We start from the raw sequence: 14,838 nt of genomic DNA, 5'->3' as shown, positions 1-14,838 counted from the left end.
GAGTATTAATTATCATTACTCCGTTGAAAAATCGTATTAGTTTGATTATCAGTAAGATGTGCTTTTGTTAACCTTTGTGCTAAAAGGCTGGTAATCAAACTAATGCAAGATGCTTTTTTACGTTTTTCGTAGGAAAACTAAAAAATCAACGGAGTATTAAATTATAGCAACTATTCAATTAATAATTCTGGACGATATTCAAAATGCATCGTATCGTAATGATACCATTTGCCTCCCCAAATAAAACCATTCTCTTCAAATATTTGTACAATTTTTAGAGGAATTCTATTTTTATAAACAATCGGACGTTTTCCATCTTCTGTTTTATCTTGAACCGCCCAACGCCAATAATTTGAATACTTGACATTGATATCTATGGTCATTCCAAAGCTATGGGTACTCAAACGATTGGTTCCTGCTATTTTGCGCCAATTAAAAGTACCTCCTACGTTTTCTACGTATTTTTTTAATTCAGGATATTGTGCTAATTTTTTGGCGATATGAATTAATTTTTTGTCAATAGAATTGATTTTAGTAACAAGCAGTGACGTTCCTAAAAAATCGATTTCAACCAAATTTTTTCGAACAGCTTCTTTCGTCTGACCATACATTTTTAAAAAAAATGCTTCCACTCGAACTCGTCCTGGGTCACTGTTTCGACTGGGGATAGGAAAATCAATTCCTTTAGGATAAGGCATTATAAACTGGTCTTCTAAATCAGGATGGTTGAGCAACATCTCAAAATCTTTATTGGGAGTACTGTCTCGATAAGGCATCGTGTCACCGTCCATCCAAATCAAGGCGGTAGAGCTAGCTTTGAAATTTTGTTCTGGATATGCTGCAATTAATTTTTGTAAACCAATAGGAATTGCCTGTTGAATGGTTTGAGAACGAACGTTAAGAAGGGGAGAATGTGTGGAATTGATTGGAACGTGGTTGGGTTCTTTGCTTTTGGTAGTGCAAGCCAATAGAATGCTTAACCCCAAACTCCATAAAATAAGATGTTGTAAAAGTAGTTTCATAACTAAAAATATAAAATCTAAGGGACTTTCGATAAAAATTATTCAACAAACCCACCAAAAATAAATCTACCTGCATCTAATAATTTATAAGCTTAGATTCCCCATAATAATTTGAAGTGATAACAATTTTCATGCACAATTATAATACACCACTTTGCACAATTAGTAGTTAGCTAGGTTGCTACTTCGTGGTTTCAACGAACTATTGACAATCAATAAACTGAGCTTCTTACCAACTTATCCTATCTGTATAGACAAATTTGATCATTTTTTGAGTGATTGCGTTTGTGCTCAATAGTTCGTTGAAAAACTTTATTAGTTTGATAGTCAACAAGTTATGTCTTTGTTGTGTTTTGTGTTAAAATTTTGATTATCAAACTAATATAAATGTGCTTTTTTATCTTTTTGGTAAAAAAGTAAAAAATCAACGAACTACTATGTACTAATAACTAAATGAATTCCTTCACACCTTTAAACAGAATAAACCATGAGTAAATATTTTATTTTTAGCATCTTGTTTTTTGTTATTGTAATAACGAGTTATGGGCAAACAACAGGAACATTGCAAGGGAAAGTAATTGACGTAACCAATGATGAAGGTTTGCCTTTTGCTTCTGTGCTTTTAGAAAAGGACGATAGTTTAATTGCAGGTCGGCAGACAGATTTTGATGGCAATTATAACTTCTCGAATATTGAAGCAGATACGTATGATTTGACAGTATCCTATGTGGGGTATCCATCAGTGAAAATAGAAAATATTGTTATCAAATTAGGACAGGTCGTTACTTTTGATGTAGAAATGGAAGAAAGGGTTAATGTAGAAGAAGTGGTTGTAAGAGCTTATCGAATTCCATTGATTGAGCAGAGTGCTACTTCTGGTGGTCAGGTATTGGGGGCAGAAGATATTAAAAATATGCCCACAAGAAATATATCAAATATTATATCAACAACAGCAGGCGTACATCAGAAAAGCAAAGGAAAGGGGATTTCAAGAGCTGGTTCAAGAGCGCATAGTAACCTGATTTTTGTGAATGGCTCACCAGCCCCTAAAGCCCGAAAAGGTGGAAAACGAAGAGGAAAAAGAGCAAGGAATAGAAAGTTGGGATGCCCTACATTTGGAGCTGCGGGTTCAATGGCAACCGCAAAAGAAGATCAAACGACGTCATCCAAAGGCATTGCTTCTGTAGAAAAACCAAGTAACGAGGAGTATGGTTCTTTTGTAGAAAATGAGTACATAGCGGTACGTGATGAAGCGCTGTCAACTTTTTCCATTGATGTGGATCGAGCTTCTTATGCCAATATTCGCCGCCATTTAAATCAGATGCAACCACCACCTAAAGATGCGATTAGGATAGAAGAAATGATTAATTATTTTAATTATGATTATGAACAACCTAAAGACGAGCATCCTTTTCGTGTTCATACAGAAGTATCGGATTGCCCTTGGAACAAAGAGGCAAAATTGGTGCAGATTGGTCTGCAAGGAAAGAAAATTGATTTGGAAAAAGCGCCTATTAGTAATTTGGTGTTTTTGATAGATGTTTCTGGATCTATGTCTTATGCCAATAAATTACCGTTGCTAAAAGAGTCTCTGAAACTGCTCATTAACAATATGAGAGCTAAAGATAAAATGGCTTTGGTGGTGTATGCAGGAGCTGCGGGGCTGATTCAGGCATCTACTAGTGACAAAAATAAATTATTAGAGGCTTTGGATAAATTAGAAGCAGGGGGTTCTACCGCAGGAGGCGCAGGAATCGAATTGGCTTATAAAATTGCTAAGAAAAACTTAGTAGCCGATGGCAATAATCGCGTAATCATTGCAACAGACGGCGATTTTAACGTAGGGGCTTCTTCTACAACTGATTTGGAAAAGCTCATCGTAGAAAAGAGAAAAGACGATATCTTTTTGACCGTGTTAGGATATGGCATGGGAAATTACAAAGACAATAGAATGGAGGTATTGGCAGACAAAGGAAATGGTAATTATGCATATATTGATAATATAAAGGAGGCTAAAAAAACGTTAGTCAAAGAAATGGGAGGAACACTCTATACGATTGCAAAAGATGTCAAACTTCAAATCGAATTTAATCCTGTAGAAGTTAAATCTTATCGACTGGTTGGGTATGAAAATCGTTTGTTGAATAAAGAGGATTTTAATAATGATGCCAAAGATGCTGGTGAGTTAGGAGCAGGTCATACAGTGACGGCTTTGTACGAAATTGTTTTGGCAGATAATTATAAGGAGAGCAAAAGAGAGAAAAAAGTAGATGCATTGATTTATCAAAAAAATAAAGCGACGAGTTTAGCGCATAGCAGCAAAGATTTAATGACTATTAAATTGCGTTATAAAGAACCAAAAGGAACAAAAAGTGTTTTAATGGCGTTGCCTGTCCCAAAAGACATCAAGCCTATTGCCGAAGCTTCCGAAAACTTTAGATTTGCAACTTCAGTAGCGGGGTTTGGTATGTTGTTGAGAGCATCTAAGTTTTCGAATGATTTGACTTATGAGAACGTGTTGTCCTTAGCTCAAGGAGCGAAAGGAGCCGATAAGGAAGGTTATCGCCAGGAGTTTATCCGTATGGTCAAAAATGTATCGTCTATGTCAGCACAAGCTAACAAACAAAAATAAAAAGCGTTTTATTGGTTATGGTTCGTTATGAAGTCATCTTAGATTTTTCTAAGATGGCTTTCTTATTTTCTATATATTGTTGAGCAAAATAAAATTGACACGTGATTCTAACATGCGTTGAATTTTCAGTATATTCGCACATTGAAATTTATAATACTATTAACGATTATCACGAATGGAGTTGTGGGGTTCGATATAGCATTTTTTGTTTTACCTGTATCATCGAAAGACGTATAACCTCTACGAGAGTTTGATTATTAATTCTTTAAGGAGTTAAATGGTGAAAATTTATCAAATTGATACGATTTTTTACGAAGTGATGTAAAGAAAAAACAGAATATCTATTCGTGATAATCATTATTGTTTGTAGAAAATAGCAAATTATGGCATCAAATAGACCACGTAGACGCAAAGAAGAAGAAACACAACCGCAAAAAAGTTCTAAAGGTAAACTAAATAACATGGAACTATTAGGGATAGGTTTGTTTTGTGTCGCATTTTTGTTGTATGGAATATCTAAATGTGGCAAAGAGCCTGCTGTAGAAACGCCTCAAGGTCCTGTTGTAACAGAAGAAGTGGTCGATTCTACAACAGAAAATCATAGATCAGAACCAGAGCCAAGAGATGACAATGGAAGTTCATTTTCAGGATCTGATAACGATAATAATGGGGCTGCAACAACAACGACCAATGTTGTTGCCAACAATGGAGGTGGTCGAAAATTATATGTTATTACAGATAGTTTGAGAGTGCGACAAGCGCCAAATTTGGGGGGCGAATTGGTCACTTATTTAATGTATGGTGAGGAAGTGATTGATTTGGGGGAGCGTACGGTATTAGAAAAACTGCGTGTATCTCCAGACGAGGTAAGGACAGCTCCTTGGATTAAGGTTAAAAATAAAGCAGGGCAAGTTGGATGGGCATTTGGAGCTTATCTTCAATTTTATCCTGTGCCAACGAGTACCAACACATCAGGAAATTAAGTAATCGTTCAAAAAAATAACAAATACCACGCAGTAACAGCGCAACTAAAGCAGCCTTTTTTTGCGCTACTCTTCATCAGAAAAACTTGTCTTAGCTCGCTAAGCCTTCCTTTTTCTTCTTTGATTAGCAAAACAATAATCTCATTTTTTGTTCTTATTTTTTCGGACCTTTTACTTAAAACAAACTAATGATCTTCTATTAAACGCAAGTGGAAAAAAAACGAGGAACATATCGATTAATACCAGCAACAAATCATTATACCAAAGAGATGAAGCAATTGGTATTTGATGTGTTGGAAGAGTATGGACTAAAGCCAGGAGCTATTGATTTTTGTTTGGACGATGTAGAAAAGCATTATTTTGAGCGAGGTGGGTATTTTGTCGTTATTTTAGATCAAAATGGTGTTGTTGTTGGAACAGGAGGAATCTATCCTTTGGATGATCAAAGCTTGGAATTGCGAAAAATGTATTTGCGTTCGGAGCACAGAGGCAAAGGATTGGGACAATGGATGTTGACATTATTATTAGAAAAAGCAAAAGTATTAGGATTTCAACGAGTCGAATTGGATACGGCTAGTGTCTTAAAAGAGGCAATTGGTTTGTATAAGAAAAATGGATTTCAACGATTTGAATCAGATCATATGGTGGCTCGTTGTGACCAAGCTTATGAGTTGTTATTATAAATTAAAACGCTTGCTTCGTAATTATTACTCATACAATTGTTAAAGGTGTTTTTACGAAGTAATGGGAAATAAGAATGAGAATATATAAAGATTTAAATAATTTACCAGCATTCAAAAATGCAGTTTTAACAATAGGTTCTTTTGATGGTGTACACGTTGGGCATCAACAAATTATTCAACAAATTAATGATTTGGCAAGGTCAATTGATGGTGAGTCTATTCTAATTACCTTTGATCCACATCCTAGATTTGTAGTTGGAAAGCGGCAAGATAACTTAAAACTCTTGAATACGCTCGAAGAGAAAGCCAATTTGTTGGAACAGTGTGCCGTTGATGTATTGGTCGTTGTGCCTTTTTCTAAGGAGTTTGCGAGTCAAAGCCCTGATGCCTATATTCAAGATTTTTTGGTGAAACACTTTAATCCCCAAATTATAGCGATTGGTTATGATCATAAGTTTGGTCAAAATCGTGTTGGAGACATTTCTTATTTAAAAAAGTTTGAAAGCAAATACAACTTTCGAGTCGTTGAAATATCTAAACAAGAGGTTGCTGATATAGCAGTTAGTTCTACTAAAGTAAGAAAAGCCTTGTTAGAAGGAAACGTGCATCAAGCGGAATGTTTATTAGGACATCCCTATGGGCTTAGAGGAACGGTTGTAAAAGGATTGCAAATAGGAAATACAATTGGTTATCCTACGGCCAACATAGAAGTTGCGAACCCATTTAAATTGATTCCTCCAGAAGGGATTTATGCTGTTGAAGTAGATTATGACCGCCGTTACGAAGGAATGTTGTATATAGGGAATAGACCAACTATTGACAATAATTTGAAGCAAACCATAGAAGTAAACATCTTTGATTTTAATCAGGATATTTATGGAGAGGAATTAAAGATAGATTTTATTGAATATCTGCGTGGGGATGTTAAGTTTTCGACATTGGAAGCATTAAAAAATCAATTAACAGAAGATAAAAAAGCTGCTTTGAAGGTATTTGAAGCTAGAAAAAAAATAAAACTATGACGTTAAGTCCCTTAACAGAGCTCCCTAAAGTAGCTATTGTGATTTTGAATTACAATGGCATGAAAGATGATTATTTAGCTCAATTTTTGCCTTCTGTTTATGCCTCTGATTATGCCAACTTAGAATTGTATGTTGTTGATAATCATTCTACCGATGATTCTGTTGCTTACTTGAAAAGTGAAGGCTTTCAGCCACACACCGATAAAAGCCAACAAGACCATGATTTTCCAAGATATTTAATTGAATTGGAGGAAAATTATTGGTTTGCAGGAGGATACAACAAAGCTTTGCCGTATGTCGATGCCGATTATTATATTCTCTTGAACTCAGATGTAAAAGTTGCTTCAGATTGGATTCAGCCCATTATTAACCTAATGGAAAATGATGCGCAAATAGGGGCTTGTCAACCCAAAGTTCGTATGGTTGCAGAACCTTATTTATTTGAACATGCAGGAGCTTCTGGAGGCTATATTGATAAGTGGGGTTATCCATTTTGTCGAGGAAGAATTTTTACCAAAGTGGAAGAGGATAGAGGACAATACGATGATATACAAGAAGTGTTTTGGGCGACAGGTGCCGCCTTGTTTATTCGAAAAGAATTGTTTCACAACTTGGGTGGATTTGATGCGGATTACAAAGCGCACATGGAAGAGATTGATTTGTGTTGGCGATTAAAACGTGCCAATTACAAAGTCATGGTTTGTCCTCAGTCTGTTGTTTGGCATGTAGGCGGAGGGACATTGCCACAACATAGCCCTCAAAAAGCATTTTTGAACTTTAGGAATAGTTTATCGACTATTTTTAAAAATGAAACAGGCAACCAAGCGTATAAAATTGTTTTCATTCGATTATTATTGGATGCTATTGCTGGCTGTCGTTTTTTGATGAATGGCGAATTTGCCAATATCAAGGCTATTATTCGAGCCCATTGGTCGTTTTTTGCTCAGTATGGAAAGAACAAACAAAAGCGAAAAAGGACTGCTGAAACGGTAAAAAAATATGCTTATGAACAACAAGCTACTTACCGAAAAACAGGTGTGTATCCCAAGAGCATTGTTTGGCAGCATTTTGTAAAAGGTAAACAGACTTTTAATGACTTGGAATTGTAGTGGTTGAGTGTATAAGTTAAGTTAGACAATTATGTGACAACTCATTGATAGCTTTATAGCCATTTTGATTATTTAATAGTTAGCTGTGCTGCTAACTAAAAGCGCAGCGCTCACGAACTAATCAACGACCACGAAGTAGCAGCGTAGCTAACTACTAATTATTGTAATTAGTATCAAATACAGTAAAAAATGGACTATCGGATCATATTACCTCCTCAAGAACTTAGGAATGTCATTAGTCATTTTTGGGTTGGAACTTGGAATGTTCTAGAACAGCCACCTAATGAGACCTACTATATTGTTGCGAATAGTTTGACGGAAATAACTTTTGCCTTTAGTTCTCATCGTCAACACTCCAACTTATTGTTTTCAGTGGTACAAGGACATACTAGTTTGCCGAATAAATTGCCTGTACAAGGATTTTATCATTTATTAGGCGTTGCCTTTTATTCTTATGCAATACCTACTGTTTTTAAGATGCCGTCGTCAGAATTAAATGAGGAATTTATTGCTTTAGATACATTTTTGGGATATGAAGGAAGGGTTTTAAATGAAAAAATAGCCACTGCTCTAACCACCGAACACCGTATTAAAATACTATCAGATTATTTTATTGCTGCGGTAAGAAAACAGCAAATGGAGGACAAAATAATTATAGGAGCCATAAAAAAAATAAAAGCATCAAACGGAATTATTAAAGTTAATGAGCTCGCCAATGACTTTTGTTTGTCGCAAAAACAATTTGCAAGACGCTTTAGAGCATTTGCAGGGTTCAGCCCTAAAATGTATTCAAGAATTATACGCTTCGAATCGGTTTTACAAAGCTACTCCAATACCTCCAATCTAACCGATGTCGCCTATGCCAATGGGTATTATGATCAAGCACATTTTATACATGATTTTAAAACATTTACAGGATATAACCCAACTGCATTTTGGAAAATAGGAGAGGAGCATAAATAAGAATGTCCATTTTTTACAATTAAGGATTTTTTATTCCACCTACCTTTGAATTGTATTTAAAAAACAATTTTATGTTGTGTTATAAAGCTCATGAAGTAATCTGTTGATAATTAATTTAACGCGATTTTTAACGGAGTAACGAGAGAGGCGTAATACAACTAAACTTCAATTCAAAAAAAGGTATGTTAATAAAATCAGACAGAAAAGTATCCATCATAGCAGGTAGCTTGATTCTTTTGGGAATTGTATCAGGTATTTTAAGTGTTGTACCTGCTGTAGAGGGCGAAGACTACCTTCGGCAAGCTTATCTACACAAAAACCAAGTACTTTGGGGAGCTTTATTTCAATTCTTTTTGGTGCCAATATACATAGGGTTCGCTTTGTTGCTGTATCCCATTTTAAAGAATTACAAAGAGAATTTAGCATTGGGATTTGTAGGGTTTCGATTTGTAGCAGGCGTATTTCAATTAATAGGCATTATATTGTTGCCTGTGTTTGTCCTGTTAAGCCAAGAGTTTATAAAAACAGAAGTAACCAATGGCTTATCTTTTGATCAACTTGGAGGTATGCTGAAGTTAGGGCGAGATTTGACCAATCATTTAGGCGTTATGTTAGCAACTGGTTTAGGGAACTTGTTGATGTATTTTATTTTCTACAAAGCGCATTTAGTTCCCAAATGGTTGTCTATATGGGGGCTGGTTGGCAATTTATTGGCCATGTTAGCTAGCTTTCTAATTCTATTTTCTCAAATAGATGTCATCTCCACTTCGTTTGCTATGTTGAGTCTTCCTTTGGTTTTTCAAGAAATAGTTTTGAGTATTTGGTTGATTGTAAAAGGATTGGAGGAACGAAAAGCGAACTAAAGAGGCATTTATTATTGTAGCGCCATTTTTTTCTAACTGTTCAAGAAAGCTATCCGGTGATGGAAAAATTTTATTCAAGGAACCGTAATAATAGGAAGAAACAAAGAAGTTCTGTTGGGCTACTATTTTTAGATGTTTGTGCTTGATAAATACCTTTAATTTGGCATAATCGAATGATTGAGGATATTGATAACGATAGAATTCAATTGTTCTGCGTTTTAAATTAATGAGTGTTGTTTTGCCATTTCTGTTGTTATTGGTTAGAGTATCTAATAGGGATAAAAAGAGTATGTTGACATAGATAGTAGGAAACAACAACAGCAATAGCTCTATTTTTAAAAGTAAGTATAATAGCAATAGATAGACGATAGCATGTGTATAAATTAAAACCTTTTTACATCTAGTGGAGAGTAAGGATCGTTCTATGAATCTATACACCTTGCCTTGTGAGGGCGGATGATGTTCGTCTAATAAAAGATTGTACATGTGTTTGAGTTGGCAAAGTCGTTATGAATATTTGATACAACGAATATACAAGGTAATAAGTTCTGTTATTTCTTTAACCTAGTTGCTTTCTTTGCTCACTAACCTACATCTTTTGATTTTAGTTTGGTTTTAAATTGATATTTTGATTGTTAAGTGGATAAAATAGTTGAAGCTAACTTAATACATCTGCGGTTGGCTCATTATAAAATTGTCTAGCCCAAAGGCGATAAAATCCAATAGGACCATCACCAGGAGCTAAAGGCGTACGAATAATATACTTCTTATTTTCCCAAATTTTGAAATCCTGATAAACATCATTTTTGTATTCTCGAATGACTTGTTTGGAAATGATATAGCTAAGCAAGGATTTGGGGACAAGATTGAGCAATGGATTGATGCGACCAGGCTGTGTGATTTTTTTTAGAGAAGAAGCAATTCTAAGAATGATACGATCCCCATCGGTAGGTGTTGGCAAGACAAAATGCCTTGTTTCTAGTCCATAAGGACTTGTTTTGGCTTCTACAAAAGAGAAACCTAAACCATGAACATGAGGAGTAAATTCTATTTGAATAGGCTTGAAGTGTTTGCCCAAGAAACTATGTCGCTCCATGCCATACTTCGCGGATAGATAAGGACCTTCGGCAAAAGGCTCCTCAAGAATAGATACTTTGTTGTAACCGTGGATTTCAGAAAAATGCCCCACATCAACACTATTTTCACTTGTTTCTTGTGGATGGCTGCGCAATTCCCATTCTACCCACTCAAAAGGCATCCAGCCTTCTAGGTCAATTTGAGGAACCTGCCAATGAGGAGGTTTTCCTTCAGAGTCATAGTATGCCAAAATGACTCCATTGATTTCATTGATTGGGAAAATATTCGCTTTTGCTTTAGAGGGAGGTTTGGTGCCATAGCCTGTTTTGGTACAATTTCCTTTGGTGTCAAACTCAAAACTATGGAAAGGGCAACGAATGCATTCCCCTTGAACATCGCCCCCAAAACCAAAGTGCGCCCCCATGTGTGGACAATATGCGTCCATTATGCAAGCCTCGCCACTTTGAGTGCGAAAGACAACAACATCTTGCCCCATGAATTTTTTAGTGTGTATCTGTCCCTTTTTTAATTTTTTTGATATTTCAACTACATACCAGCCATTGGGAAATGGAGGTAAAACACGTTCTTTTGATGCCATTGTTTTTTATTAGTGCTATTAATAATGTTGAGTTAGCGCCGCCTATTTACCTAACAAAAAATAAAATAATAAATTTAAATCACTTGTTCAAGCGAACAGTTTATTTTTTTGGTTAATAATAGGTGTGTTGTACCCAAAAAGTTGTGAAATATAACAATGGCAAGGATAGCAACAAAGGACTTTAAAGTTGAGTTATAAAATCCCATCCAAATCAGGAGGAAGTAGCTTAGGAATTTCATCATCAGGCGTATCAATGGGAACTTCTACTTGATAAACATCTGCCTCTACTCGTTCTCCTTTGTGATTGATGCAATAGGTCTCACCATTTTTAATAACTTGGGCAATACCATTTTGGAAATGACTAACGTAGTTGTATAAGAAAGGAATGACTTCATTTCCTTCAATATCAATAAAACCCCATCGTTCCCATTTTTTTACACCAGCCAAATTCTCACTAAAGTTATAGGCAGCAGTATATTTAGGAGCGATAATAATATTGTGCGTTTTGTTATTGACAAATCCCCATTTATCTGTTTTTTTATCCAAAAAAGGCTCTACATGTTGCAAGTAGCCAATAAGTTTGGTTGCATGCTCAATGCGATAAAGTGCTTCGTGATTAATGGTTTGAATGCTATCGATTAAGACATGCGCCATTCGTTGATAATTTTGAATACTGTAAAGCCTAGTAGCTTCTGACAGTGCGAATTCTAGTATCGCTTCTCGTTCACAAATCTTAATTTTGCGCTCAATGATTTTTCGTTCAGGCATAAAATTAGGTTGGTAATGCTCTAAGGCCAAAGTATACTGCTCTTTTGCCTTTTTCCACATAAGCGCCAAAAAATATTCGTGTCCTTGTGTTAAGTGTGCTTCAAAAGGCGCTCGCTTTTCCTTTAATTCAATTTCATCCAAATAGTTTTTAACCTTATTGTACAAACGACGAATGACGGCATCATCTCTTAAATCTAAAGCATCTTTACAATTAAAAAAGCAAGTTTGATAATCTTGATTTTTGTAGGCTTCGTGAGCGGCTTTGGAGTAATGACGAAAATCTATTTCTCGATGGCAAATATCTACATGAGCCTCAATGATTTTTATATCAGGGGCAAACCCTTCTCTCCATAATTTAACGGCTTCTTTGTAAAGCGGTAAAGCGGCACGCAAGCGCCCTGGGCGCTTTTGCCAATTGTTAAAAATAGCTTCGGCTTCTGTAATTTTTGATTTAAATGTTTCTTCTAATTCTTCTTTGCGTTGGCGTACTTTTTCTAACTTTCGATCTAGTTCTTGAACGACTTGATCAAATAATTCATTTTTGATATTAGAACTATCATAAATGGGGAGCCCTGCTCTAGGTAGGACATCCAAATTTCTGAATACTGTATCTTCCCACCAACAAGTATTTAATATAATAGGAACAACAATACTTTGTTCATTATCGTGTTGTTGTAGTGTTTCTCGTAGTTCTTGGGAGATAAAAAAGGGAGATAAAATAGAATTGTCACTCATAAGTAACAAGACCAAATCAGCGGCTTCTGTCAATTCACGGATACTTGCTCGACCAGACTCTGATAAATCTGTTCCATCATACCAAACCTTATTGACTACATAACCTGCATTTTTTTTGTCTAGGCCTTCTAGGTTATGGAGCAATTCCTCAAATTGTACTTGATCTTTGGGGTGATAAGCAATGAAAATATTTAAGGTATAGGTAGCTTTTAAGTGCATTGGTGTTGATTTATAATAGGGTAAACGGAAGAATTTTTAAATTTTTCTAAATTTCATCAAACTTTTTTCGGCTTTTTCTCTTCTATATACTAAACAATGCTTTATCTGGATCGTAGAGTATGTTGTCTGTGAGTTATTTATCCGTTTGTATGTAACAAAATGAAGCAACAATATACGCCATTTTTAAAGGCATATTAGCCAAAGTAAATTGTCCGTTTTTTAAAATTAGAAAATAATGAATCAGTTAACAAATATAATGAAAAAAATAGCGATACTGGGTGTCTTAGCTATAATAGTAAGTTCTTGTATTAATAGGAGTGCAAGGCGTAGTTTTGAACGGTATGGTGTATACGGTCCTTACGATGCGATTATTGTTCCAGGAGTACCTTTTGAAAATGACGAGTGGAGTGAGATTATGAAAATGAGAGTGCATTGGGCTGTTTACTTGTATAATCAGGGAACAACTAAAAATATTATTTTCTCTGGGAGTGCGGTTTATTCCCCTTACGTAGAAGCCAAAATTATGGCTTTGTATGCCGAACAATTGGGCGTAGATACAGCGCATATTTATACAGAAGAAAGGGCAGAGCATAGTTCAGAAAACCTTTACTACTCTTATCGAATTGCCAAAGATAACAACTTAAAAAAGGTAGCTTTGGCAACAGATCCTTTCCAAGGTTCTTTTTTGAGAGGGTTTGCTAATAAAATCAAATTACATGATATTGGTTTTCTACCAATTGTATTTGATACGCTAAGCAAAATAGATTTGATTACACCAGCAATAGATCCTAGTACAGCTTATGTAGATGATTTTAAATCAATTACCGAACGTGAAAATGGCTTTATTCGTTTTCAAGGAACAATGGGGAAATTTATAGAGTATGAAGAAGGGGATGATCCTAAGAGCAAAAAAAATAAATAAATGTTGGCTAGTAACTATTCCATCTTGCTCGACGTCCACGCACATCAATATGGACGACTTGGGTGCCAGGATAAAGTCCTATGCCTCCTTTATTGCCAATAATTTTTTTATCGCAAAGTTCTAAGACAATTGCTTTATCTTCGGATGTATATTTGCCATCCTTGTTAACATCTCCAATCCAAAAATCCAAAGCTTGTCCTTTGATATGTCTACTTTTGGAGGCACCGTTTACCAATTTATTTTGCTGTGGGGTGCGATGCCCTGAGGTGATTTGTATGGCATCTTGGTTTAATTTGAGTTGTTTTAATGCTTCTTGTAATTCGAGTGCTTTGAACAAAACTCTTTGGTCTATTCCCCAGTAAAGCTCTTGATCAGAAAAATACCACAAGTTTTTATACCGATTGTCTTTAGAAATTAAATCTTTGATTCGATTATTACCAATTATCTTTTTATAACAATCTTTTTTCTTTAGAACATAAAAACGAATTCCTTTAGTTAAAGATAAATAAGAAGAATGATTCAGTTGCGATTCTGATAAATATTCTTTAGGCAAATCATCCAACGAAACAGTTTTAAAAGAAGCAAGAAGGTTTTGTATTGCTGCTTTATTATCTATATAATCATTTTTGTTAAAAAGATCATAGCAGACCATTTCTACCTTATCTCTGATTGCTGAAAAAGAAATTAGGATTCCAATACTACCAATTATAATTAATGAGCAGAGTGTTTTTAATAAGCGTTTTTTCATAGAAGTTTAAGATATGATGTTTGCTTATGAAGTGTATATAATCTTGGTATTATCTTTGAAAAGAATTATTGAAAGATGGAATCACCTATTAAAATCGAGATATGAAAAGACTTATGCTTAGTTTGATTTTAGGAATTGTCGCTTGCATACCTTTACAAGCACAAAAAGTAATCAATGACTTGGAATTGAAAGGAATTCACTTAGAAAAATGCAAAGCATACGAGGGGTATTGCCTTGTTTTTGAAGCAAAAGGAACTTATTCAAGGAACGATTATCCACAAATGAAAATTTTTATTAACGATGCGTTGGTTGCAGAAACAGGTTGGTTATATGGAATTGAGTTAAGAGATGGCTATGAAATAGAAACTACGTTGACAGAACTCCCTGATAATTTTGAATGTCTTGTCGCAATACAATTATTGCATCGAAATAAAGGCGATTTATTCACATATACTCATCGAGCAACCCCTCATAAAAAGGAAACTGAAAAATAA

The 14,838-nt window shown here is 35.1% G+C and carries 13 protein-coding genes; 9 read left to right on the top strand and 4 right to left on the bottom strand.

Annotation, left to right across the window (positions count from 1 at the left end):
• Positions 1-170 precede the first annotated feature (170 nt).
• Positions 171-1,022, bottom strand: a complete 852-nt coding sequence (locus CG11_RS21650) for a M15 family metallopeptidase (RefSeq protein WP_081909622.1) — start codon at positions 1,020-1,022, stop codon at positions 171-173.
• Positions 1,023-1,509: 487 nt separating this feature from the next.
• Here CG11_RS21650 and CG11_RS21645 point away from each other — a divergent pair, with 487 nt between their 5' ends.
• From CG11_RS21645 to CG11_RS21615, 7 genes are all read left to right on the top strand, one after another.
• Entirely contained in the window at positions 1,510-3,654 is a 2,145-nt protein-coding gene (locus tag CG11_RS21645; protein ID WP_052598934.1) for a von Willebrand factor type A domain-containing protein, read from the top strand.
• A 383-nt stretch (positions 3,655-4,037) separates the two neighbouring features.
• Positions 4,038-4,637, top strand: a complete 600-nt coding sequence (locus CG11_RS21640; RefSeq protein ID WP_052598933.1) for an SH3 domain-containing protein — start codon at positions 4,038-4,040, stop codon at positions 4,635-4,637.
• Between the two features lie 209 nt (positions 4,638-4,846).
• On the top strand, positions 4,847-5,320 hold the full coding sequence (locus tag CG11_RS21635; RefSeq protein WP_081909621.1) for a GNAT family N-acetyltransferase: 474 nt from the start codon (positions 4,847-4,849) through the stop codon (positions 5,318-5,320).
• 74 nt (positions 5,321-5,394) lie between these two features.
• Positions 5,395-6,342: a bifunctional riboflavin kinase/FAD synthetase gene (locus CG11_RS21630; protein ID WP_052598932.1), complete on the top strand. Its 948-nt coding sequence runs from the start codon at positions 5,395-5,397 to the stop codon at positions 6,340-6,342.
• The gene (locus tag CG11_RS21625; RefSeq protein ID WP_052598931.1) at positions 6,339-7,451 is read left to right on the top strand and encodes a glycosyltransferase family 2 protein; all 1,113 of its coding nucleotides are present in this window, start codon (positions 6,339-6,341) and stop codon (positions 7,449-7,451) included. The genes CG11_RS21630 and CG11_RS21625 overlap by 4 nt, the downstream gene beginning before the upstream one ends.
• 189 nt (positions 7,452-7,640) lie before the next feature.
• Entirely contained in the window at positions 7,641-8,414 is a 774-nt protein-coding gene (locus tag CG11_RS21620) for a helix-turn-helix domain-containing protein (RefSeq protein WP_052598930.1), read from the top strand.
• 182 nt (positions 8,415-8,596) lie between these two features.
• Positions 8,597-9,277, top strand: a complete 681-nt coding sequence (locus CG11_RS21615; protein ID WP_052598929.1) for a DUF4386 domain-containing protein — start codon at positions 8,597-8,599, stop codon at positions 9,275-9,277.
• Positions 9,278-9,935: 658 nt separating this feature from the next.
• Here CG11_RS21615 and CG11_RS21610 read toward each other — a convergent pair.
• Entirely contained in the window at positions 9,936-10,952 is a 1,017-nt protein-coding gene (locus CG11_RS21610) for a Rieske 2Fe-2S domain-containing protein (RefSeq protein WP_052598928.1), read from the bottom strand.
• Between the two features lie 192 nt (positions 10,953-11,144).
• Complete coding sequence (locus CG11_RS21605) at positions 11,145-12,674, bottom strand: WG repeat-containing protein (RefSeq protein WP_063833169.1); 1,530 nt, start codon at positions 12,672-12,674, stop codon at positions 11,145-11,147.
• Between the two features lie 235 nt (positions 12,675-12,909).
• Between CG11_RS21605 and CG11_RS21600 the strand changes: the two genes are divergently transcribed.
• Positions 12,910-13,596 (top strand): YdcF family protein, encoded by a 687-nt coding sequence (locus CG11_RS21600; protein ID WP_197043904.1) that lies wholly within the window; start codon positions 12,910-12,912, stop codon positions 13,594-13,596.
• A 7-nt stretch (positions 13,597-13,603) separates the two neighbouring features.
• Here the strand turns inward: CG11_RS21600 and CG11_RS21595 are convergent, their stop codons facing one another.
• Positions 13,604-14,344, bottom strand: coding sequence for a D-Ala-D-Ala carboxypeptidase family metallohydrolase (locus tag CG11_RS21595; RefSeq protein WP_052598926.1), 741 nt, complete (start codon positions 14,342-14,344; stop codon positions 13,604-13,606).
• Between the two features lie 101 nt (positions 14,345-14,445).
• Between CG11_RS21595 and CG11_RS21590 the strand changes: the two genes are divergently transcribed.
• Positions 14,446-14,838 (top strand): hypothetical protein, encoded by a 393-nt coding sequence (locus CG11_RS21590; protein WP_052598925.1) that lies wholly within the window; start codon positions 14,446-14,448, stop codon positions 14,836-14,838.

The sequence above is a fragment of the Aureispira sp. CCB-QB1 genome, assembly GCF_000724545.1.
In the GTDB taxonomy this organism is placed as follows: domain Bacteria; phylum Bacteroidota; class Bacteroidia; order Chitinophagales; family Saprospiraceae; genus Aureispira.
The sequence above is the reverse complement of the archived record's forward strand: the minus strand, read 5'-3'. Positions and strand labels throughout refer to the sequence as shown.

Bases quoted from the DNA above. Each gene is read 5' to 3' on its own strand.
- CG11_RS21650 (WP_081909622.1), bottom strand. From the start codon at position 1,022: ATGAAACTACTTTTACAACATCTTATTTTATGGAGTTTGGGGTTAAGC.
- CG11_RS21645 (WP_052598934.1), top strand. From the start codon at position 1,510: ATGAGTAAATATTTTATTTTTAGCATCTTGTTTTTTGTTATTGTAATA.
- CG11_RS21640 (WP_052598933.1), top strand. From the start codon at position 4,038: ATGGCATCAAATAGACCACGTAGACGCAAAGAAGAAGAAACACAACCG.
- CG11_RS21630 (WP_052598932.1), top strand. From the start codon at position 5,395: ATGAGAATATATAAAGATTTAAATAATTTACCAGCATTCAAAAATGCA.
- CG11_RS21625 (WP_052598931.1), top strand. From the start codon at position 6,339: ATGACGTTAAGTCCCTTAACAGAGCTCCCTAAAGTAGCTATTGTGATT.
- CG11_RS21620 (WP_052598930.1), top strand. From the start codon at position 7,641: ATGGACTATCGGATCATATTACCTCCTCAAGAACTTAGGAATGTCATT.
- CG11_RS21615 (WP_052598929.1), top strand. From the start codon at position 8,597: ATGTTAATAAAATCAGACAGAAAAGTATCCATCATAGCAGGTAGCTTG.
- CG11_RS21610 (WP_052598928.1), bottom strand. From the start codon at position 10,952: ATGGCATCAAAAGAACGTGTTTTACCTCCATTTCCCAATGGCTGGTAT.
- CG11_RS21605 (WP_063833169.1), bottom strand. From the start codon at position 12,674: ATGCACTTAAAAGCTACCTATACCTTAAATATTTTCATTGCTTATCAC.
- CG11_RS21600 (WP_197043904.1), top strand. From the start codon at position 12,910: ATGAATCAGTTAACAAATATAATGAAAAAAATAGCGATACTGGGTGTC.
- CG11_RS21595 (WP_052598926.1), bottom strand. From the start codon at position 14,344: ATGAAAAAACGCTTATTAAAAACACTCTGCTCATTAATTATAATTGGT.
- CG11_RS21590 (WP_052598925.1), top strand. From the start codon at position 14,446: ATGAAAAGACTTATGCTTAGTTTGATTTTAGGAATTGTCGCTTGCATA.